The sequence below is a fragment of the Rhodococcus sp. NyZ502 genome (genome assembly GCF_041464245.1).
Classification (GTDB): Bacteria; Actinomycetota; Actinomycetes; order Mycobacteriales; family Mycobacteriaceae; genus Rhodococcus_F; species Rhodococcus_F qingshengii.
Genome location: NZ_CP167155.1, coordinates 689,714 through 711,478, shown reverse-complemented (window position 1 = coordinate 711,478; position 21,765 = coordinate 689,714). Strand labels below are relative to the sequence as shown.

The 21,765-nt window shown below is 62.1% G+C and carries 20 protein-coding genes; 10 read left to right on the top strand and 10 right to left on the bottom strand.

Annotated features, from left to right (window positions below; all coding sequences use genetic code 11):
* Positions 1-2 precede the first annotated feature (2 nt).
* The 5 genes from ACBG85_RS03330 to ACBG85_RS03310 form a co-directional block, all read right to left on the bottom strand.
* Positions 3-860 (bottom strand): hypothetical protein, encoded by an 858-nt coding sequence (locus ACBG85_RS03330; RefSeq protein WP_007727039.1) that lies wholly within the window; start codon positions 858-860, stop codon positions 3-5.
* Positions 857-1,966: a cysteine protease StiP family protein gene (locus tag ACBG85_RS03325; protein WP_003941082.1), complete on the bottom strand. Its 1,110-nt coding sequence runs from the start codon at positions 1,964-1,966 to the stop codon at positions 857-859. The genes ACBG85_RS03330 and ACBG85_RS03325 overlap by 4 nt, the downstream gene beginning before the upstream one ends.
* The gene (locus ACBG85_RS03320; protein ID WP_075832025.1) at positions 1,963-3,252 is read right to left on the bottom strand and encodes a phosphoribosyltransferase family protein; all 1,290 of its coding nucleotides are present in this window, start codon (positions 3,250-3,252) and stop codon (positions 1,963-1,965) included. The genes ACBG85_RS03325 and ACBG85_RS03320 overlap by 4 nt, the downstream gene beginning before the upstream one ends.
* Positions 3,249-4,406 carry an HpcH/HpaI aldolase/citrate lyase family protein gene (locus ACBG85_RS03315; RefSeq protein ID WP_372026207.1) on the bottom strand — a complete coding sequence of 386 codons (1,158 nt, stop codon included), beginning with the start codon at positions 4,404-4,406 and terminating at the stop codon, positions 3,249-3,251. The genes ACBG85_RS03320 and ACBG85_RS03315 overlap by 4 nt, the downstream gene beginning before the upstream one ends.
* 92 nt (positions 4,407-4,498) lie before the next feature.
* The gene (locus ACBG85_RS03310; RefSeq protein WP_007727045.1) at positions 4,499-5,644 is read right to left on the bottom strand and encodes a hypothetical protein; all 1,146 of its coding nucleotides are present in this window, start codon (positions 5,642-5,644) and stop codon (positions 4,499-4,501) included.
* 243 nt (positions 5,645-5,887) lie between these two features.
* Here ACBG85_RS03310 and ACBG85_RS03305 point away from each other — a divergent pair, with 243 nt between their 5' ends.
* From ACBG85_RS03305 to ACBG85_RS03285, 5 genes are all read left to right on the top strand, one after another.
* Entirely contained in the window at positions 5,888-6,463 is a 576-nt protein-coding gene (locus tag ACBG85_RS03305; RefSeq protein WP_003941199.1) for a TerD family protein, read from the top strand.
* Positions 6,464-6,600: 137 nt separating this feature from the next.
* On the top strand, positions 6,601-7,722 hold the full coding sequence (locus ACBG85_RS03300; protein ID WP_003941145.1) for a DUF475 domain-containing protein: 1,122 nt from the start codon (positions 6,601-6,603) through the stop codon (positions 7,720-7,722).
* 176 nt (positions 7,723-7,898) lie between these two features.
* Positions 7,899-8,375 (top strand): GNAT family N-acetyltransferase, encoded by a 477-nt coding sequence (locus tag ACBG85_RS03295; RefSeq protein WP_042922718.1) that lies wholly within the window; start codon positions 7,899-7,901, stop codon positions 8,373-8,375.
* An 18-nt stretch (positions 8,376-8,393) separates the two neighbouring features.
* Positions 8,394-8,843, top strand: coding sequence for a GNAT family N-acetyltransferase (locus ACBG85_RS03290; protein ID WP_372026201.1), 450 nt, complete (start codon positions 8,394-8,396; stop codon positions 8,841-8,843).
* Between the two features lie 64 nt (positions 8,844-8,907).
* Positions 8,908-10,272: a lipase family protein gene (locus ACBG85_RS03285; RefSeq protein WP_063315082.1), complete on the top strand. Its 1,365-nt coding sequence runs from the start codon at positions 8,908-8,910 to the stop codon at positions 10,270-10,272.
* Positions 10,273-10,366: 94 nt separating this feature from the next.
* Here ACBG85_RS03285 and ACBG85_RS03280 read toward each other — a convergent pair whose 3' ends face one another.
* A complete protein-coding gene (locus ACBG85_RS03280) occupies positions 10,367-12,301 on the bottom strand; it encodes an FAD-dependent oxidoreductase (protein WP_063315083.1) in 1,935 nt (644 codons plus the stop codon).
* Between the two features lie 271 nt (positions 12,302-12,572).
* Here ACBG85_RS03280 and ACBG85_RS03275 point away from each other — a divergent pair, with 271 nt between their 5' ends.
* The gene (locus ACBG85_RS03275; protein WP_372026197.1) at positions 12,573-13,613 is read left to right on the top strand and encodes an ABC transporter substrate-binding protein; all 1,041 of its coding nucleotides are present in this window, start codon (positions 12,573-12,575) and stop codon (positions 13,611-13,613) included.
* Positions 13,614-13,668: 55 nt separating this feature from the next.
* On the opposite strand, the gene ACBG85_RS03270 is transcribed toward ACBG85_RS03275, so the two are convergent.
* The 4 genes from ACBG85_RS03270 to ACBG85_RS03255 form a co-directional block, all read right to left on the bottom strand.
* Positions 13,669-15,846: a 3-hydroxyacyl-CoA dehydrogenase NAD-binding domain-containing protein gene (locus tag ACBG85_RS03270; protein ID WP_083055943.1), complete on the bottom strand. Its 2,178-nt coding sequence runs from the start codon at positions 15,844-15,846 to the stop codon at positions 13,669-13,671.
* Between the two features lie 55 nt (positions 15,847-15,901).
* Positions 15,902-17,113: an acetyl-CoA C-acetyltransferase gene (locus ACBG85_RS03265; protein WP_063315085.1), complete on the bottom strand. Its 1,212-nt coding sequence runs from the start codon at positions 17,111-17,113 to the stop codon at positions 15,902-15,904.
* A gap of 189 nt (positions 17,114-17,302) precedes the next feature.
* Positions 17,303-17,677 carry a hypothetical protein gene (locus ACBG85_RS03260; protein WP_021333780.1) on the bottom strand — a complete coding sequence of 125 codons (375 nt, stop codon included), beginning with the start codon at positions 17,675-17,677 and terminating at the stop codon, positions 17,303-17,305.
* Positions 17,677-18,057: a nuclear transport factor 2 family protein gene (locus ACBG85_RS03255; RefSeq protein ID WP_063315086.1), complete on the bottom strand. Its 381-nt coding sequence runs from the start codon at positions 18,055-18,057 to the stop codon at positions 17,677-17,679. The genes ACBG85_RS03260 and ACBG85_RS03255 overlap by 1 nt, the downstream gene beginning before the upstream one ends.
* Positions 18,058-18,152: 95 nt before the next feature.
* Between ACBG85_RS03255 and ACBG85_RS03250 the strand changes: the two genes are divergently transcribed.
* The 4 genes from ACBG85_RS03250 to ACBG85_RS03235 all read left to right on the top strand — a co-directional run bounded on the left by ACBG85_RS03250 (position 18,153) and on the right by ACBG85_RS03235 (position 21,741).
* A complete protein-coding gene (locus ACBG85_RS03250) occupies positions 18,153-19,292 on the top strand; it encodes an acyl-CoA dehydrogenase family protein (protein WP_063315087.1) in 1,140 nt (379 codons plus the stop codon).
* Positions 19,293-19,394: 102 nt separating this feature from the next.
* Positions 19,395-20,183, top strand: coding sequence for an enoyl-CoA hydratase/isomerase family protein (locus ACBG85_RS03245; RefSeq protein ID WP_031331690.1), 789 nt, complete (start codon positions 19,395-19,397; stop codon positions 20,181-20,183).
* Between the two features lie 32 nt (positions 20,184-20,215).
* Positions 20,216-20,593, top strand: a complete 378-nt coding sequence (locus ACBG85_RS03240; protein WP_063315088.1) for a Zn-ribbon domain-containing OB-fold protein — start codon at positions 20,216-20,218, stop codon at positions 20,591-20,593.
* Positions 20,590-21,741: a thiolase family protein gene (locus tag ACBG85_RS03235; protein ID WP_372026192.1), complete on the top strand. Its 1,152-nt coding sequence runs from the start codon at positions 20,590-20,592 to the stop codon at positions 21,739-21,741. The genes ACBG85_RS03240 and ACBG85_RS03235 overlap by 4 nt, the downstream gene beginning before the upstream one ends.
* Positions 21,742-21,765: the final 24 nt, after the last annotated feature.

Here is a 21,765-nt window from a genome sequence, read left to right as displayed (position 1 = left end):
TATTACCCGAGCGCGGAAGAGAACCACCGCAAGATCTCCGCGCTCGCTGCGATACCGGACCTTTCTGTCACAGTAACGGTCGGCCGTTGCCAATTCAGTTCTTCCAGCTCACCGTGCCTGGGCCTGATCGCGAAATCGGAGTATTCGAGCATGTCCGCATCCAATGCGCCGTCACCAGCCGAGATCACGACGGCGGACTGATCCAGATCACCCGACTCGACCAGTCTGCGGCGCACCTCTGCCAGCGCTCGTGACTTCGAGACCGCGTCGGGCATCGTGTAGATCTTGCGGCCTTGACGCGAGACGTTCCAGCCCCGCGTCACGCACCACCCATTCCATTCGGTTTCGAAATCACTCGGCATCACGGCCAGATCGACGACCAGGTATGGAAACAGGTCGTCGGCAACACGAATGGAGCTGACCCAGCTCGAGTCGATCCGCGATTCCAGTTCCGCCTGAACCTGCGGCAACTCGGCGCCGGACTTACGGGTCGAACGGTCGATCTCGTTTCGCCAGTCGCGATCGGCTTCGCCGTCTACGAGGATGTTTCCGCCGTTGCTCGTGATCGCGTACTTCCACGGTCCGCCGGGAAGATCGATCCGCTGGAACTGCGCAATGGTCCTGGTCGTCGTCGGAATTACCGGAACCCGCGAGCTGAGCGCGGTCAGCAGTTCGATCGATTCGACGCTCATGTGCGAGAGCGGACCGCCGTTGTAGTACTCGACGCACAGCGGGCTCGGTGCCGAATCCAGGTCGGAGCCACTGGGATCGCCGCCGATCGCGGCCTGCGAATAGATCATCGTGCGATCCAGATCCGTGGCGATCAGGACCTGGGACGCAGCGGTGTCCACACGGCTCACGTGATGTCCTTGATCAGGCCGACACACGAGTAGGCGAGATCCGGGACGACCTCGACCGGGACCCCACGGGCCTGTGCCAACAACCGGATGTGTGCGTGCTCCGGGGCTTCGAGTTCGCGCACCAGAACCTTCCAGGGAAGCCGGCGCAGCAGCACCCTGGTTGTTTCTCCGACACCGGGTTTGACGAAGTTGACCGTCGAGATCCCGTACTCGGCCTGCACCTTCTCCACCGACTCCCAACCGGCCCAGGTCGGCGTCCGATCGGAATCGAGCACTGCAGCAAGAGAATCCGCTGCGTCGCCGCGAACCGAATCGAACTCGGCCGAGACCACGTCGAGCAACCTGTTGGAAACGTCGACGTCGGCGAGGTCGGCGTAGAACTTGGCGCCGTGGAAATCGCCGGGCCCGATGAGGGTGTCGTTGAGGACAGTTCGTGAGACCAAGCCGGACACCGTCGAATTGAGGCACGCCGACGCGATCAGGAAGTCGTCACGGGTCCCGTACGTTCGCACGCAGTGTCCGGGGTCGGCGAGAACAGCCAGATCGGAGTCGAACTTCGCTCCGCCTGCCTCGTGGTACTCCGTCAACGCTGCGTCGAGTTCGCGGGCGATGGCGCCCTTGCCCGTCCAGCCGTCGACGAAGACGACGTTCTCCGAGTCGTGATGGTGCGCAAGATAATCGAGTGCGACGGAATCGATTCCTTTGCCACGGACGATGGACACCGCATAGTGCGGCAACGTCAACCCGCGGGTCTGCTGGGCCCAGCGCCGCATCAGAATCCCGATCGGTGTTCCGGCCCGGGCGAGTGAGACCAGCGTGATGTCACTCCCCCGCTCGGCCAAGACCAGGTCCATCACGGTCCCGACAGCGCGCGCCAACCGTGGAGCGCTCTCGGCGAGCACCGTCTCGAAAAGATCCCGGTATGCCTGATCGGGTTGGTACTCGATGGGAAGAGACTCGGCATAGTGCGCCTCACCCGACTGAATACGCTTCTCGCGCACGGATACATCCGCTTCGAGATCCACGTGCGAGAGATCCTTGAGCAGCCACTTCACTTCGCCCGGCGCGTACGAACCGAATTCGGGCCCGACCAATGGTTCGTTCATGACGAGCTCCCTGCTCTGGAATCTCGCAGCGCCGACGGATCGGCCCCGCGAACGGTGGCGACCAGGACGTCGGTGCCGGAGTTCCGCAACACCTCGACCACTCCGTCCATCGCCGTCAACCGATCGGTGTCGGCGGGCTCGTCGATGACCAGCAACGCAAGGGCGTCGACCGCCGCATCAGGCCACTGCGCGTTGTAGACGAATCGAGGCTCGTTCTCGCCCAGTTCGGGCGCCGGAAAGGTGAACCCGCGACGCAGCGGGTATCCCGGCACGTCAACGACGTAGGCGGGTGAACGCGTCGTGGTCTGGTAACGAACTGCTCGCCCAGAGCTTTCCAAGCCCGCAGCGATGCGCAGTGGCAGGTACATCAACTCCTCGTGACCGATCACGATCACAGCACGCGACGCGTCGATCGACGATCCGAGAATGGACACCGCTGCCTCGACGGCTGACTCGAATGCCGCGGTGTCGCCGTCGAGAAAGCCGTGCCTGCCACCGTCGGGGACATGTGCCGGCCACGGCAGATCCATCTGAGACAGCGTGCCGCGGCGATCACCGATCGGATTGAGATCGGGAGCATCCAGCGCCGTGACGCGCTCGGTCAGGCCGTCGGGCAGGACCGTCGAACCCGAAGCGAGAGAGACGTAGTCGATTCGTACATTCAACTCTGCCGCCGCGGCTTCGCCGGCGACTCGGTGTTCCTCGGTTCTCATGTCCACCAGCGAGGCCACGACGTAGCGGCTTCGCGGGCATTGCCCGTGCAGCGCCCGGATGGCATCGATCGCGGTGGCGCCGGTGGAGATCTCGTCGTCGACGAGGACCAGAGGCAGGTCGTTCTCGAACAGTTCGGCGGACGTCGGCTGCATCAGATGGCTCGTGGCGTGCGAGTGCCCCTCCTCGAATCCGGCGAGCGTCGTAGCCCCTGGTACGTCTCGGCGCGTGGAGTGCAGGTAGCAGTGAGCGTGCAGGCGAGCTGCGACGCAGTGGCCCAAACCTGTTGCGGTTTCGGCAAACCCGAGAACGACGACGTCGACACCCTCACCGAGGGTGGTCCGCACCAGATCGCCGAGGTCGTCGGCAGCGCCGATGACCACGGACGGCTCGGTGGGCACGTGCTTTCCCAGCACGGTGGACACCAGCAGATGAGCGCGACGCGGATTCCGCCGAAGTCCCGGGATCACCAGATCGGGCACCGAATGCCCGAGTGACGAATCACCGTGAACGAGGTCCAAGCCGAATTCTGCTGTAGCCCAGGGAACGTCCTTGGACTGGACAAGCTCTGTCATCGATCGACCAACGCCGTCAGCAACTCGACGAACGTGATTCCCTTGTTGGTCACACCGAACACGTGAGCTCGGAGCGCAGTCTGATGGGCCCAATTGCGGTGCGGCTTCATCTCGTTCATCTTGTTCCGGTAGCCGGACGCCTGAACTCCCCCGGCGTCGGCACCGAGAATGTCGAGGGCATCGTGATATTCCTCGTGCGTGACAGCGGACAGTGCATTGACCGCTGCGACGTGCGACGGGTGGATGACCGTCTTGCCCTGGATTCCGTTGGCTCGGTCCAGCGCGATCTCACGGAGCAGACCGTCGAGGTCGCGGCTGACGAGATGCTGACGGAACCGGACGGCGTCGTGTTCCTCGAACGGGGTGGCGCGCAGCATCGGCCGGAACATGCGTTCGTGATCGGCGAAGTACTCCCACACGGGCCCGGTGATGACAAAACCCGAACCGTCCGCGCGCCCGAGATAGTTGACGATGTCGGCGATGACGTCGACCACCACGCGCACGTCGTAGATGGTCAGATCGCGGTCACGACGGATGCCGAAGGTGCTGCACATGTCGGTGGCGCCGATGCGGACGGCAAGGATGCGATCGCGGTGCTGCCCGAGAATCCCACTGATGGTGCGCAATTCGAGATCACGCGTATCGCGGTGCACCAGCGCGGGTGATTCGAGTACCGGCATCGCGTAGAGATGCTTACCCAGCAGTTCGGATGCGTCCGCGACGGCGTCGAGAAACACGGGGCCGGACTCGCTGCCGAACTTGGGGATTACGAACCCGGTGAGCGCGGCGCGCCCCTCGGTCAACGACGCGGCGACCTTGTGGATGTCCGCGACTTCACGAACCCGCACGAACAGCAGCATGCCGACGGCGTCGGTGGACGCGATCTTGTCGAGAGCTTCGACCGCGTTCGCTCGCGCCGATTCGACCTCGTGATCGGCGACGGCATCCTCGAGATCGAGCACCATCGAGCTGACGCCCTCGGACGCACGCTTGACTACGATGTCGGCCAACCCGGCTCGGGTGGCAGGAACGTAGAGAGTTGCACCCAGAGCAATCGCGAGCAGATCCCTCTCGTCGGAATCCGCGAACGATCGAGGCGCATGCAGGAACAGTTGCTCCCGCACGTCATCCTCGAGATGTTGAAAGTGCTGCATTTCTCTTCTCTCTGTAACCGCAATCAAGTCCATGAAACGACCCCCTGTGACAACGCGTCGAGCAACTCCGATCCCCCGATCGGCCCGACCATTCAGTTTTTGCCGGCTCGCGCCCGCATCTTCTCGACAACTTCGGTGATGAACGTCGATACCGAGTCCAGCTGTAATACATACGACCAGTAGTCCGGATGAGTTCCCGACAGTGACGCACTCGCTCGCTCGATCCTTGCTAGTTGAGCATCGAGTACGGAGCCCCACTCCGCCACCAACCCTTGGTTAACAGCGAACATCTGGGCGTCTTTCAGCCGGAAACGAACCTCACGTTCCTTTTGGCTCGGATCTGCCCGGACTGCACGCAGAGTAGCGAGACGGTCCGTCACGGCGTCGGCACACGCTTCGGCGTCGGCGAGGTGCACGCGGGCTTCGGCCATCAAAGCCAGTGCATGTTCGGGGTTTCCCGCAGCCAGCGACTGCTTCGCTTCCTTGAGATCGATGTCGGCCTGATCGATATGCGCTCGGCTGCGACTGCTGTTGTCGACGAGGTCAGCAGAACTCGCGGCGTTGAACTCGCGCAGCAATGCGGAGTACGCCGGATCCAGGCGGTCCACTCGAGTGCGCACTGCCGACAACCTGGTCGAGACCGAGGAAATCGTCATCTCGGCACGGTGCTGGGTCGACGGGGCTTCTGCCAATGCTTCCTCGAGCGCCGATACCGCTTCGCGGACACTCTCGGCCCGCGTGCGGACTGCGTCGGCGCGACCGGATGAGCGCGCATTGTCGAGCGCTGCAACCGCGTCGTCGAGGTGTTCGGAGGCCGTCACCACCGACGGGTACTCGCGATAGCGCTGATCGGTGGCAGCCAGTTTTTCCCGGACGGCGTTCGCCAGGGTTCGGGCCTGCTGGCCGAGGACGGGAATGGCGGACATCGTGACCGTCGCCTGCTCGAGGTGCGCACGATGCCCGTTGTAGAAGGCGTCGACGCCCTTCGCCGCCTCGACGAGTTCGGCTACCGACTTTTCGAACGCCGCCCGAGCACCGTTCGGGTTCTGGTGAAGTACCTGATCGTTGCCATAGCGCTCGGATGTGTCGAGGTAGTCCGACGCAGCCTGGAAGCACCGATCCCGAACGGGTTCCCACGCAGCGCGCAGCCCTCGCTCGGGGTACAGCTCGGCGGAAGCGTCGACTGCTGCCGACGCGATGGTCTGCCGCTTGTCCATGTCGAGGAACGCCGAAACCATGGCCGTCTGCGCCTCCCGCGCACGACTGACCGACTCCCCCACTCTTGCCCCCCGATTGAAGCGCTCCGACCATCTTCCCACCACGATTGAATCCTACGGGTCCAGCACTTCGCTTCTCGGTTCGTAATTCTGCTGTTACGGCGAACACACCGGAACTGCGGTTAGGGTGGTGGAGGTAAACACACTCCCAAGACGACTTCGCGTCGTAGTGGGCCTTATCTCTCCTCTTGAAAGGACCCCTGAATGGGCGTCAGCTTGACCAAAGGCGGCAATGTCTCTCTCACGAAGGAGGCCCCGAACCTGACTGCAGTGGTCGTCGGCCTGGGCTGGGACGCGCGTTCCACCACCGGAGCTGCTTTCGACCTCGACGCCAGCGCAATCGGCGCAGGCTCGAACAAGAAGGTCCTCTCCGACCAGCACTTCATCTTCTTCAACAACCTCCGTTCGCCCGACGGCTCGATCGAGCACAAGGGTGACAACACGGACGGCGAAGGCGAAGGCGACGACGAGCAGATCGACGTGAACCTCGCAGCGGTTCCCGCCGAGGTCGAGAGCGTTGTCTTCCCCGTCTCGATCTACGACGCAGAAGCTCGCTCGCAGTCCTTCGGCCAGGTCCGCAACGCGTACATCCGCGTCGTCGACAAGTCGAACGGCAACGAGCTCGCTCGTTACGACCTCTCCGAGGACGCTTCCACCGAGACCGCCATGGTCTTCGGTGAGCTGTACCGCAACGGTGCAGAGTGGAAGTTCCGCGCAATCGGCCAGGGCTACGCGTCCGGCCTCGCGGGCATCGCGCGCGATTACGGCGTCAACGTCTGATCTTCGCTCTCGACGAGCTGACTCGGGGAAGGTTCCGCAGTAGTCTGTGGAACCCTCCCCGTTTTCACGTTCGGATGCGGTGAGAGACCGCTTGCAGTAACCACTCTGCATTGACCAACTAGAAAGGGCCACGCTCCGTGGTACTGCGAATATTCGGTTTATCCATCGCAATTTCGATCCTCGCGATGATCGTTGCGTTCATCTACGGCGGACCCGAGGCACTGTTCCTCGTCATCATCCTGTCGATTCTGGAAATCTCGCTTTCCTTCGACAACGCCGTCATCAACGCCACTGTTCTGCAAAGAATGAGTGAATTCTGGCAGAAGATCTTCCTCACCATCGGCGTCATCATCGCCGTCTTCGGTATGCGTCTGGTGTTCCCGCTCGTGATCGTCTGGGCTGCATCCGGTCTCGGACCCGTAGCTGCACTCGACCTCGCACTGAACCCGCCTGCGGACGACGCCGCGTACTTCGCCAACGGCGAGCCGAGCTACGAAACCATCCTCACCGACGCTCACCCGCAGATCGCTGCCTTCGGTGGCATGTTCCTGCTGATGCTCTTCCTCGGATTCATCTTCGAAGAGCGTGAGATCACCTGGCTGTCCTGGCTGGAGAAGCCGCTCGCTCGCATCGGCAAGCTCGATCAGCTCTCCGTCGTCGTGGCCGGCATCGTCCTGGTTCTCAGTGGTTCGTTCCTCGCTGCTGACGACAAGGTTTCCACCGTCATGATCTCCGGTGTTCTGGGCATGATCACCTACATCGCGGTCAACGGACTGGGTGAACTGTTCAACCTGCCGGAAGAAGGCGAAGAGGAAGAAACCGCCAAGTCCGGCGGCCCCACGCAGCTCGCGAAAGCGACCGGTAAGGCCGGCTTCTTCCTGTTCCTCTACCTCGAGGTCCTCGACGCGTCCTTCTCCTTCGACGGCGTCATCGGCGCATTCGCCATCACAGCAGACCCGATCATCATCGCCCTCGGCCTCGGCTTCGTCGGCGCGATGTTCGTCCGTTCCATCACGGTCTTCCTGGTCCGCAAGGGCACGCTCTCCGATTACGTCTACCTCGAGCACGGTGCGCACTGGGCCATCGGCGCTCTGGCCGTCATCTTGATGGTGTCCATCGGCGTTCACATCAACGAGATCATCACCGGCCTGGTCGGTGTCTTCTTGATCGGCGCTGCTTTCATCAGCAGCCTCATTCGCAACAAGCGAATCGCGAACGCAGATCCGAAGTTGGACGAGAACACTCCGGCAACTGTCTGACGTTCTTTTTCACGAAACGCCCGCGACCAATTGGTTGCGGGCGTTTTGTTTGTTATGCCTGAATTGAAACTCTCTGCATTCCCAGCCGCGCGCCAATTGTTCCGCCGCGCGCCAAATTCAGCCTGCGGCTGAACAATTGCCCTGCGGGTGCGAAAAACCTATTCGTAAGGGAAACCATGAACGAGATAGTCATAGAGCGCGCAACGGACGAGGACGCCGCGGAAATCCTTGTTCTACAACGCTGTTGCTGGGTTTCGGAAGCAATCTCCAACAACAGCATGGACATACCCCCGCTCCACGAGGACCTACCCACGGTCCGAGCCTGGGTTCAGGAGTCGACTGTCTGGACCGCACGACGCGGCGGCCGGCTCGTCGGGGCCGTGCGAGGAACCGCGGACGGAACCGCATGGCAGATCGGTCGCCTCATGGTGGCACCGGACTTGGCGGGCAACGGCCTCGGCCGACGCCTCTTGCAGCACGTGGAACAGAACGCTCCGGAGCACATCACACGTTTCGAGCTGTTCACCGGAAGCAGGAGCCTGCGGAACATTCGCCTGTACACCCGAGCGGGCTACTCCCAATTGCCGCCGGACCCCAGCCACATCCCCGGAGTCGTCTACCTGTCCAAGCCGAACGCCATCAACTCCGACTGAACGGCGATACTGACTTCTGTGGTGAACATTCGCGTCGCAGCGCAGACAGACTTGCCGTTCTTACGTGAGCACGACTCACACATCGCAGCCGAGGAACTCGCGTCAGTGATCCAACGCGGCCGGATACTCGTCGCCGAGGACAACGGTAATCCAATCGGCTGGCTGCGCTGGGGCTTGTTCTGGGACGAGATTCCGTTCATGAACATGCTGACCGTCCTGTCTTCGAACCGCGGCCAAGGCATCGGGCGCGCTTTGGTCACAGATTGGGAAAAACGCATGAGCCGCGCGGGACACTCGCAGGTCCTCACCTCCACACTCGCCGACGAATCAGCCCAGAACTTCTATCGCGCAATGGGATACACCGACGCGGGAGTTCTGTTACTCCCAGGCGAGTCCTCCGAAATCTTCCTACGTCGAGACCTCGATACGACGACCGATCTGACCGTTCCCCACATTACCCACGAGTAATATATGGTGGTCGTCACACCACGATCTCAGGGTGGGGCGTGGCACACCAATGTGGAGGACGAGTATGTCGTCAAGGGTTTTATCTCGCGCAGTTGTCGGAGTACTCGCGCTTGCACTGACAGGCGTCGGCGCACCGGTAGCGCTCGCGCAGCCAGTCCTTGCCAAGTCCCCCGATGACGGTTTCTACAGCTACGAGGGCGCGGCACCCCTCTCGTCGTACGCCCCAGGCGCGGTCCTCGAGACTCGCACCGTGCCGTACACCGTGCTCAACATCCCGACCCCGATACAGGCAGTCCAGGTTCTCTACCGATCAACCGACGCCCTGGGACAGCCGTCCGCCAACGTCACCTCGATCCTGCGCCCGGCCAACGCCCAACCGAACAAAGTTGTTTCGTACCAGTCCTTTTACGATTCGCTGAACCCCGACGACAGCCCGTCGCGAGCCATCGCGGGTAACACCCCGATCGGCGACTGGACTCCCAGCGGACGCAACTTCAACATCGGCGGTACCTTCACGTCCATCGAGGCAGCCTTGTTCGGGCCGCTCTTCGCATTGGGCTACACGATCGTCGTCCCGGACACCGAGGGCCCGGATGCAAACTTCGCTGCCGGACCCGAATACGGGATGATGACGCTCGACGCTCTGCGTGCCGCCCGCGATGTCCCGGAAACCGGAATCACCGACGACGCAGAGATCGCGCTGATGGGTTACTCCGGCGGAGCGATCGCCACCAACTGGGCTTCGATACTCGCTCCCGCATATGCACCGGAGATCAACGACAACTTGATCGGTGCCGCGCAGGGAGGCGTGCTGGTCAATCCGGCCAACAACCTTCGCTACGCGAGCGGAAGCATCGGGTGGGGCGGCGTTGTCGGCATGGCAGTCGTCGGCGTTGCGCGTTCGTACGACATCGATTTCGGGAAGTATCTCAGCGACCGTGGACGCGACGTCATGGCTCGACTCGAAGACGCGTCCATCGGCAATGTGCTGGCACAGTATCCCGGACTGACCTGGCAGGATCTGGTCAAACCCGAGTACGCCGATCCCAATACGGTTCCCGAGTACGTCGATGTCGTGAACAAGATCAACATGGGCACCGCGGCGACACCGACCATTCCGATGTTCATCGCGCAGGCGGCCAACGGCACCATCGAGGGCACCCAACCCGGCGGCCCCGGTGTCGGAGCGGGAGACGGCGTGATGATCACGGGCGACGTCCGCACCCTCGCACGCAAGTACTGCGACGCCGGCCTGGCGATTCAGTACGACCAGTACGACACCATCAGCCACTTCCTCGGCGCCATGCTCTGGCTCCCCGGTGCGCTCGCCTGGGTCGACGACCGCTTGAACGGCAAGCCTGCACCGTCCAACTGCGCGAACATTGCACCGGGGAACTCTCTTGCGCCGCAGGAACATGCGGCGCGCTAGCGAAGCGATCCCGCCAACAGATACCTTTGTCGTCCTGGTGCGCTATCGAACTCAACTGCATGGACCGCGTTATCGCAGGGCCCGTAAATCGCACTTAGAGTTCTGCGCCGACACGATATCCCTCTGCGACAGCGTGACTGATCCGACGGGGCGCGACGCAGTCACCGATGACGCTGACGGACTCTCCGGCAACGAGACCAAGATTCGACATCGGAATCCGCGGTTTGTGCCAGACGGCCAACGCGTCGTAAATCGTTATGTCACCACCGCCGAACACGGGCCGCAGAATCAGTGGCAACGCGGAATCTTCCGGAACCACGAGTGTGTGGCAAATCTTGAACTCCACGCCGCCGTCACCGAGCCGGCCGAGAAGTGGGCCTGCACTCTCGGCCGGAATCCGCGAGACCAATGCAGAAAGCGGGGTGGCAAAGGTGACGTGCCAGCCCCGGCCGGCGAGCGCTTCGGCGGCGCTGTATGCGGGCCAGAATCCGTCACCCTCGTCGAATACCACTGCGCGTCGACTTGCCACCTCCGGTACTCGACCGGACAAGACGTCGTCGACCGTGGCTGCTGCTCGACCCGACAGTTCGATCGGTAGTTCGGCCGGCCGCGATCCGGTGGCCACGATGACGTGGTCAGCTGACGAGTGGATGTCGGCAAGGTCGTCGGCGTCGATTTCGGCACCGAGGTTGACATCGACTTTGAGCCGTTTGAGTTCTCGCCCAAGGTAATCGATGATATCGACCAAGGTGGCGCGATGCGGCGCAGCCGCGGCCACGCGGACAGCGCCGCCGAGAATGGTGTTCCGCTCGAACAGTGTGACACGGTGCCCGCGCCCTGCGGCGACGCGCGCTGCCTCGAGTCCGGCCGGCCCGCCGCCGATGACAAATACTTCCTTGGTGCGCGGGGAGACGACACCAACACCCGGATGCCGACCGCGCCCGACTTCGGCGTTGACCGCGCAATGGAGATGCGGGTCGAAGGCACGGCAATCCTGATTGATACCGAGACAGCCACGGATCTCGTCGAGGCGGCCGGTCTGCGACTTGATGGGCAAGTCAGGATCGGCGATGAGCGCCCGTGCCATCCCCACCATGTCGACGTAACCGGACTTGATCGCGTGATCGGCGGTGGCGGCGTCGCGAATACGCTGGCCAACGAGAGTGGGAATTCCGGTGGCAGCTCGCACCTTTGACGCGGACGGAATTGCGACAGCGTCCTCGTTGGTGGAGTCCTTGACATATTTCCCGCGGGTGCCGTGCGTGATGGAGAAGTAATCGACCCCGAGTTCGGTCATATTCTCGGCGATGCGCACGCAGTCATCGATCCGCATTCCACCGGGGATTTCCTCTTCACCGCTCAGTCGCACGCCGAGGGCGAATCCGGTCGGCATGACGGAGCGCATTGCCTCGATCACCAAGCGGGGGAAACGCATTCGATTCTCGAACGATCCACCGAAGCTGTCGGTTCGCTGGTTGGTCAAGGGGGACATGAACTGAGCAGGCAGATAACCGTGCGCGGCATGGATTTCCGCGCCGTCTGCGCCTGCCTTGACAAGATTCGCGGTCGAGATGCGCCAGCCTTCGATAATGTCTTCGATCTCTGTAATCGTGAGTTCGTGAGGGGGGTAGGCATCGCGCGGTGTCTTTATCGGGGACGGGGCCGACGGCGGCGCATCCGATTCGCCGCCGATGAATTCGCGGCCGAGGTGACACAACTGACCGATGAACTTCGCGCCGTGACGGTGTATCACTTCGACTTTCGCGGCTGTGGCCGGAACGAATTCGTCGATGTACGCCTCGACGAGCTTTCGTGAGCGCAGCGTCGTGGTCGGGTGCACCACGGTGGCACCGCCGATGATCAGACCTACTCCACCGGCCGCGAGTCGCTGGAAATGTTCGGTGTCCCCGTGTGTGGGGACACCGTTTTCGGCCATGCTCGTACCGGCAGGCAAGGCCACCAATCGATTCTTGATGGTCATGCCACCGACTGCGAACGGTGAAAATAGGTGGGGGAATTCGTTACCCATGAGTGCTCTCCCAGCTCGCAACTACTGACATGGCGATCCTACTCTAACTGTATTGAATTCAGTTTAGCCAACAATGGCGGCATCGAAAACCTGCACGCACCCAACTATTGTGACGTGAGCCACATCATGGCATACTGCCGTCGTCAGCTAAACCGAGTTCAGGTCATCTCGAATGAATGCTGAATTTGCTTGTTCTCGAATATCTTTCGCGGTTCGACAACGAGATCTCCGGAAAATACCTATGACATACGAGCGCCAGAAGGGCACGTCCATGAAGATCTTTCCCCGGTCGGTCATAGCGGTGACTGCGGCCGCCACGCTGATGGTGGCGGCCGCGTGCAGCAGTAACGAGACCATGGCAACGCTGGCCTCCGGCAGTTGGGACGACGTCGTCGCCGCGGCCACAGCCGAAGGTTCCGTGCGGCTTTACTCCACCCAGCATCCGGCAAACCTCGAGGCACTGCGGGTTGCATTTGCGCAGCAGTATCCGCAGATCACCTTGGAAGTTACGCGCGGCACCGATGTCGAGATGAACCCTCGAATCGAAACCGAGAATCGAACTGGCAAGGGCGTAGGCGACGTTCACATGTCCTCGGATCCGTCCTGGATCAAAAATGCCGCCGCAACCGGCGACTTCTCGACGGCGATTGTCGGCCCAGCCTTCGACAATCCGATATACGATCGCGCTCGAAGTGTGATCGACGACCAGTTCTTCCTGACCAGCGCGGCTATATTCGCGCTCGGTTGGAACACCGACGCTCTGCCCCAGGGGCTTCGATCACCGGACGACCTGCTTGATCCCGCACTGAAGGGGAAGATCGGGGTTGTGAACCCCGGCGGATTCGCGGCCATGGTCGACGAGTACCAGTTCTTCGAAAAGAATTGGGGCAACGGCGATTTCAACGAACGGCTCGCGGCCCTGAATCCTCGAATCTACCCGAGTTCGCTGGGTATCGCCCAAGCATTGAGCTCGGGTGAGATTGCCGCAACCCCGATGGTGCAACCGCTGGTGCGGGAGATGGCGACAGGTGCCCCGGTGGACTGGGTACTGCCGGAGCCGGCTTGGGGAACGCCGTGGTATTCCTTGGTACTTGCGTCCGCGCCGCATCCGAATGCCGCGCAGGTACTGGCCAACTTCATGGTCACAGAAGCAGGGCAGAAGGCACTCTCGTACGGATACGGTAGTGCTCTGCCGGACATCTCGGGTTCGGTCGGACGTGCGCAGGATATCCCTCTACCGGACACCGCTGCGCTCACTCCCGAGCTGACCGGCAAGTTCCAAGAAGAATGGGAGCGGAGCTTTCAACGTTAGTGGTGCGATCTGGCCCGCCTCGGATCGAGGCGGGCCACCTCAGTGCTTTACTACTTCAGTACTTTTCACCCACCTCGGCCTTCTCGACCAACGACTGCGGTGGTTCGAAATGACTGCCGTACTTCGACGCCAGATCTCGGGCGCGGTCGACGAAACCTGGCAGCCCGCCGTCGTACTGGTTGATGTACTGGATCACGCCGCCGGTCCAGGCTGGAAAGCCGATACCGTAGATCGAGCCGATGTTAGCGTCCGCGACCGATTCCAGCACGCCCTCGTCGAAGCAGCGCACGGTCTCGAGCGCTTCAGCGAACAGCATTCGTTCCTTCATGTCCTCGAACGGAATTTCCGTGGACCCTGACTTGAACGCTTCACGCAGACCTGGCCAGATGCCGACGCGCTTGCCGCTCTCGTCGTACGAGTAGAAACCGCCGCCGCCGGATCGTCCGGTGCGCTCGAGTTCACCGACCATCCGATCCATGACGGCGTTGGAACCGTGGAATGGAACGGTCTCGCCTGCGGCGAGCAATGCCCGCTCGGTTTCCTTGCGGATCTTCTGCGGCAGTGTGAGTGTCAGTTCGTCCATGAGCTGCAGTGGCGGTGCCGGGTATCCGGCCTGTGCGCCTGCTTGCTCGATGAACGTGGGGTTTATGCCCTCGCCGACGGCGGCCATCGCCTCGTCGAGGAACTTGCCGATGACGCGCGAGGTGAAGAAGCCACGACTGTCATTGACCACGATGGGGGTCTTACGGATCTGCTGGGTGTAGTCGATGACCCTGGCCAACACAGCATCCGACGTCTTGGCGCCTTTGATGATCTCGACCAGGGGCATCTTGTCCACCGGGGAGAAAAAGTGGATTCCGATGAAGTCTTCCGAGCGCGCGACACCTTCGGCCAGGATGGTGATCGGCAGGGTGGAGGTGTTGGAGCCGAGCACCGCTTCGGGTTCGACGATGTTCTCGATCTCCTGGAACACCTGGTGTTTGACTTCGACCGATTCAAATGCGGCTTCGATTACCAGGTCGACGCCCGCGAAATCGGCGGCGTAGGTGGTCGGTGTGATTCGGGCGAGGAGTTGTTCGGACTTCTCCGCCGTGGTCTTGCCACGCGCGAGCGCTTTGGCCTCCAGCGCTACCGCGTACTGCTTGCCTTTCGCCGCTGCGTCGAGCGAAACGTCCTTGAGCACCACGTCGATTCCGGCCTGGGCGGAGACGTATGCGATTGCGGCACCCATCATTCCGGCTCCGATGACACCCACCTTCTTAGCGGTGAACTTGTCGTAGCCGTCTGGCCTTGACGCTCCACCGTTGATCGCCTGCAGGTCGAAGAAGAAGGCGTTGATCATGTTCTGGGCCACTTGGCCGGTCACGAGCGAGACGAAGTAGCGGGTCTCGATCTCGTCGGCAGTGTCGATGTCGACGTACGCGCCTTCGATCGCGGCAGCCATGATCGCGCGTGGTGCCGGCATCGGTGCACCCTTGAGTTGCTTACGCAGGAGACTCGGGATAACCGGTAGGACCTGGGCCATCTTCACGTCAGCCGGTCCGCCGCCGGGAATCTTGAATCCTTTGGTGTCCCAAGGCTGTATGGCATCGGCGTGGTCGTGAATCCAAGCCTTGGCCGCCGGTAGCAATTCCGCCACCGAACCAACGACCTGGTCGATCAGGCCCAACTCCAGCGCGCGTGTCGGGCTCAAACGCGGGCCCTGCAGCAGCACGTTTGCCAGCGCCCCCTGGATGCCGAGCAGCCGTACGACACGGGAGATTCCGCCGCCGCCGGGCAACAGACCCAGGGTGACCTCGGGTAAGCCGAGTTGGTTGCCCTTGACGTCGGCCGCGATGCGGTGGTGGGTGTGCAGCACGATTTCCAGCCCGCCACCGAGCGCGACGCCGTTGATGGCGGACACTACGGGCTTGCCCAGCACCTCGAGTCGCCGCAGCACCTTCTTGAGTTCGTTGAGGTGGGTGGTGACCTCGGTGGCAGAAACCGGGTTCTTCGCCTGCGGTCCCCAAGCCTGCATGTCCCTGAGGTCACCACCGGCAAAGAATGTTCGCTTTGCCGAGGTGAGCACGACGCCGACGAAACTGTCCTTCTCGGCTTCGAGTCGGTCGACTGTCGCGGCCATTGACGACGTGTACAGGGCGTTCATCGTGTTGGCGCCCTGATTCGGGTCGTCCATCGTGAGCACGAGGACGCCATCGGTATCGAGCGCCCAGCCGATCATGTTGTCAGTCATTGATTCTGTATGTTCTTTCTCTTCAACAGAGGGAGGAGCGGACCGGGGTGCAGACTCAGACGCGTTCGATGACGGTGGCTATACCCATGCCGCCGCCGATGCACAGCGTGATCAGGCCGTAGCGTCCGCCGGTACGTTCGAGTTCGTCGAGCACGGTGCCGACCAGCATGGCTCCGGTAGCGCCGAGTGGGTGGCCCATCGCGATGGCCCCGCCGTTGACGTTGGTCTTCTCGTGCGGGATCTTCAGATCCTTCATCCACTTCATGACCACGGAGGCAAAGGCCTCGTTGAGTTCGAAGACGTCGATGTCGTCCACGGTCAGTCCGGCCCGCTTCAGAGCGAGTTCGGTGGCGGAAGTAGGTCCGGTCAGCATGATCGTCGGTTCACCACCGGTTTGGGCGGTGGCCACGACGCGGCCGCGCGGCGTCAGGCCGCCGCGCTTACCCGCGGCTTCGCTGCCGACGAGTACCAGTGCGGCACCGTCGACGATGCCCGAAGAGTTACCGCCGGTGTGGATGTGGTTGATCTTTTCTATGTTGACGTACTTCTGCAGCGCAACCTCGTCGAAACCGGTTGTAGCCGCATGTTTTTCGAACGCCGGTGTGAGCTTGCCCAGACTCTCGACGGTGCTTCCCGGACGGCGATGCTCGTCGTGATCGAGCAGGACGACCCCGTTGAAGTCCCGCACCGGAACCACGGATTTGGAGAAATAGCCTGCATTCCAAGCATTTTCCGCGCGCCCCTGTGACTGTGCGGCGTAACCGTCGATGTCCTCGCGGGTGAATCCTTCGACCGTGGCGATGAGGTCGGCGCCGATCCCCTGCGGGGCGATGTACAGGTCGTATGCGGTCGCCGGGTCGGTGAAGATGGCGCCGCCGTCGCTACCCATCGGGACACGCGACATCGACTCGACGCCGCCGGCGATCACCAGGTCGTCCCAACCGGATGCAACTTTCTGCGCCGCCAGGTTTGTGGCCTCGAGACCTGACGCACAGAAGCGATTGACCTGCGTGCCTGGCACCGAATCCGGCAATCCCGCGAGCAGGGCCGCGGTGCGCGCGATGACTGCACCCTGCTCGCCCACCGGGGAGACGACGCCCAGTACTACGTCGTCGATTTCTGCGGGATCCATTGCGGTAAAACGGGTTCCGAGTTCCTGGATCAGCCCGACTACAAGGTCGACGGGCTTGACACTGTTCAATGAGCCTTTTCGCAGCTTGCCTCTCGGCGTGCGAATGGCCTCGTAGATAAATGCTTGTTCACTCACAGGGATTCCTTTTGGTCATGACGGCTCAGTTGTTTCGGCCGGACAAGAGTGAGAGTCGCCGGCCGCATTGGCGGCGCGCGCCTGCGATAGAGATCGCGGAGGAGTGCGAGAGCGCGGGAGAATTACGGCGTCCCCGGGTAGCGCGGCAAGGCTGCGCTGTACCCGAGGTCGGCCTGGATGGAGCTGGAATCAGGAGAAGGACAGTTCGGGGGTGCGGGCGATCAGTAGGCGCCGCACCTTGCCCTCGCTGTCGAGCTGCGCAGTGGCGTTGAACGAAGCCTCGAAATCGCCGCCTCGAGTGGTGCGCCCGAGTGACAACTCGACACCGTCGACGAATGCCCCGGCGTCGATGTGGTGGATCAGAACACTCTTCTCGCGTTGCGCCAGGTAGGCGACGAGACCGTCGCGATCGCCGACGAACTCGGCAGACTGACCATCACCCTTCGAGAACTGAACGGACATCACGAAGTCTTTGCTGATCATCGTCAGCACGCGGTCCGGATCGTCGGAATCCATGTACTCGAACCACTGGATGAGCACTGGCGTCTGGTTGGTCTCGCTCATCAGCGAACTCCTTCGACGGACGAATCGGGGGGAATCAAACTGAACTCAGCGTCGAAGGTCACCTGATAGCGATCGACGAGACCGGCGGAATCGACGTGCATGACACCGACGAAATAGCCCGTGGTCTTGGTCCCGTTCTCAGTCACCGACCCATGCAGGAAATGCAGATCTCCTTCGGCTGCAACGCGCAGGACCTTGTGTTTGCGATCCACCGGAGGGCGACCCGACAGGTAGTCGAGCATTGACGCACGACCACTCCCGTAGTTAGCCCCGGTGGGCAAGACCATGGCGAACTCCACGTTCTCGGCCAACAAGGCCACAGCATCTTCGAGTCGACCGCTGTCCACGGTCGCGTAATAGGTTTCGATCACTGAGCTCATGAGATGAACTTAGTTCGGTTCACCCCTTCTTGTCGAGGCCCTGACGCGCTAGTCTCGATCCATAACCAAACTGAACTCAAGTCAATTGGAGTGATATGAAATCGTCTACTTCCCAGGTAGAGCCCCCCTGGCCACTCTCCGAGCCCGCTGCTCTCAATCCTGGCCCCGAACAGTTGGAGCTTCGTGATGCGATTCGAGCGCTGCTCGGGAAACACGGCGGCGTAGAGCAGGCTCGGTCGGCTTCGCACACGGCCGAGGGATACTCGCCGGACCTCTGGCAGCAATTGATCGAGAATATGTCGGTCACTTCGCTCGCTGCGCCAGAAGATCGCGGCGGGCTGGGTTACGGCATGGTCGAACTCGGCATCATTCTCGAAGAGTGCGGTCGGAGTCTGGCCTGTGAGCCCGTGTTTTCCTCGGCGGTCCTGGGCGCCCAGGCACTATTGGCGGCCACGTATCCCGTCGACGAACTACTGGTCAACGTCCTCGAGGGATCCTCGGTGGCAAGCGTCAGTCCACTGACTGCCGCGACCGATCGACTCAGCGGTGTCGAAAGTGAATCCTCCTGGCTGCTCAGCGGTGAGGTCTCGGCCGTCGTAGGTGGTGCTGCTGCCGACCTCGTCATCGTCTCCGCCGACACCGCCGCCGGACGGCAGATATTCGCAATTAAGACAGCCGGTCAGGTGCACTGGCGCGAGCGCGAAGTCGTCGACCCCACCCGCAGACAGGCCGACCTGACCGTAGCGGAAGTGCCGGCAGTTCCCGTGGTCGGTGCCGACGATTATGCCCGGGTCTGTACTCGGATTCATGATTTACGGACGCTCGCAATCGCTTTCGAGAACACCGGAATTGTCGACGCCCTGCTCGAGATGACCGTCGAATACGTGAAAACCCGACACCAATTCGGGCGCCCGATCGGCTCGTTTCAAGCCGTCAAGCACCGACTGGCCGACGTACTCGTGCTGCTCGAGCGCGCTCGAGCAGCAAGCAGATATGCCGCAGCCGTATACGACGAGGCCCCGGGCACTGCCCGATTGGCGATCGCGGTGGCCGGCGCCGTCTGCACCGACGCGGCCATCGACGCCGCGGCCGAGGCCGTGCAATTGCATGGCGGCGTCGGCTTCACATGGGAACACCCGGCACACTCCTATTTCCGCCGCGCATTGGGAAACGAAGCAGTACAGGGCGATTCGCGCACTCATCGCGCACGCATCGCAGAACTGATCGGTATTTGACTGTTCGGAAAATGCCACCGACGCCGGGTATTGACGCGACGTCACCCGATCTGCATACTGAAGTGAATCCAGTTCAATTTACATCCACACGAAAGGCTCATGATGATCGAGACCGACCACATCCTGTTGGAGAAAGACGGAGACATCGCACGGGTTTGGCTCAACCGCCCGCACAAGAAGAACGCGGTCACCGTTGAACTGCTGCACCGCCTCGACGAGATCATTGTCGAGGTCGACAACGATCCGAACCTCAAGGTTCTGGTGCTACGTGGCGTCAACAACACGTTCTGCTCAGGTTTCGACCTGGACGAGCTGCTCTCCGACTTCATCGGCAGCACCACAGCGATGGACGTCGCCGTGCTTTCGGCCAAGGTCTGCGACCGTCTCTACTCGATGAACACACCCTCGATCGCAGTCCTCGAAGGCTACGTCACCGCAGGTGGTTTCGAACTGATGATCTCGTGCGACTTCGCGATCGCATCGGATGACGCCAAGATCGGCGACTTCCACATCCGTCGCGCACTCTTCGGTGGCGCCGGCCCGATCTACCGCCTTCCTCGCATGATCGGGGTTCGCAAGACCAAGGAGCTCATGCTCACCGGCAAGCTGCTCTCGGGCACCGAGGCCGCTGCATTCGACCTGATCAATGCTTCGGCACCGGCCGATCAGCTCGATCAGACCGTGGCAGACTTCGCCGCGACTCTGACCGACAAGAGCCCGTTCATGATGAAGCTCACCAAGATGTGCATCGACAAGGGCCTCGACGCCGACATCCAGTCGCTCATGGTCATGGAGCACTTGGCCGTCGGCAACGCACTGCAGTCGGAAGACGGCAAGGAAGGCGTCACCGCATTCCTCGAGAAGCGTGATCCGGTGTGGGTCGGCCGCTGATCTGATTCACCCCGAGACCTGAAGGGATAGGCATGGCAGAGAAGACAGCAATCGTGCTCGAAGGCAGCCGGTGCACGGTGTGCGCCACGGTGGCCTTTCCGGCCGGCGTCATGTGCAGCAAGTGCGCAACGCCAACGGCAGCACCTCTCGATTTGAGTACCCGAGGTGTGCTGTGGGCGTATACGATTCAACGTTTTCCTCCGAAATCGCCGCCGTATGTATCGCCCGCCGGAGGGTTCACTCCTTTCGCGGTCGGTTACATCGAACTCCCTGAAGGAATCAAGGTCGAGGCAATCATCGACTGTGAAGACTTCGACGGACTGGATCAGGCACCGGTGACGTTGGTCGCCACCTCACCGGTGCCCCGGTTCGCCGTCGACCGTGACGCGAAGGAAGGAGCAACCAAGTGACGCAGCCTATTTCGATCGTCGGAGCCGGGCTCTCGAAGTTCGGCCGGCAACCGGGAGTGAGTGGGCGTGCCATGGCCGTCACCGCGATCGGCGCTGCGCTCGATGATGCCGGACTTTCATGGCCCGACGTCCAGGTCGCCTTCGGCGGCAGTGACGGATCCGGGCTGGCCGACACCTTGGTGGCCGAACTCGGTTTCACCGGAATACCTTTCACCAACGTCAAGAACGGTTGCGCAACCGGCGGTAGCGCACTCTTCTCGGCGGTCAATGCAGTTCGCTCGGGTGCAGCCGAGATCGCACTGGCGGTCGGCTTCGACAAGCACCCACGGGGGGCATTCGATCCCCGACCGGAAGAATGGGGCCTGCCGAACGGATACGGCGAGGCCGGTCTGATGGTCACCACACAATTCTTCGGAGCCAAGATCTCGCGCTATATGCGCCAGCACAACATCTCGGCCGACACCCTGGCCCGCGTGGCCGAGAAGGCTTATCGAAACGGCGTTCTCAATCCGAACGCCTGGCGCCGGGAGGCGATGTCCGCCGAGACCATCGCGACAGCCGACATGGTCAACGACCCGCTCACCCGTTACATGTTCTGCTCACCCGGAGAAGGCGCCGCCGCGATCGTGGTTGCCAGCGAGAGCGCAACCAAAGCGCTCGCCGCGCGAGCGGTCACACTTCGGGCAATCACCCATCGCACCCGAAGGTTCGGCTCCTTCGAGGTTTTCAGCCCGGCCGTGCAAGGTAACGGTGAACCGACCAGTGTCAGTGCGGACGCCGCGCGGGCAGCCTTCGAGCAGGCAGGCATCTCCCCCGGCGAAGTCGACGTGGCTCAGCTGCAGGACACCGAGAGCGGTGCCGAAATTATGCACATGGCCGAGTGCGGCTTCTGTGAACCCGGCGAACAGGAATCGATGATTGCGGCCGGCGAGACAGAGATTGGCGGCCGTATTCCGATCAACACCGACGGTGGATGCATCGCCAACGGTGAGCCGATCGGTGCGTCGGGCCTGCGGCAGGTGCACGAGATAGTCACCCAACTTCGCGGTGAGGCGGGTGCCCGTCAGGTTCCCGGTACTCCCCGGATCGGGTTCACCCACGTATACGGCGCACCGGGCATCAGTGCCTGCACCGTATTGTCCGTATGAGTTTGCGAAGACGACTGAGGGCAG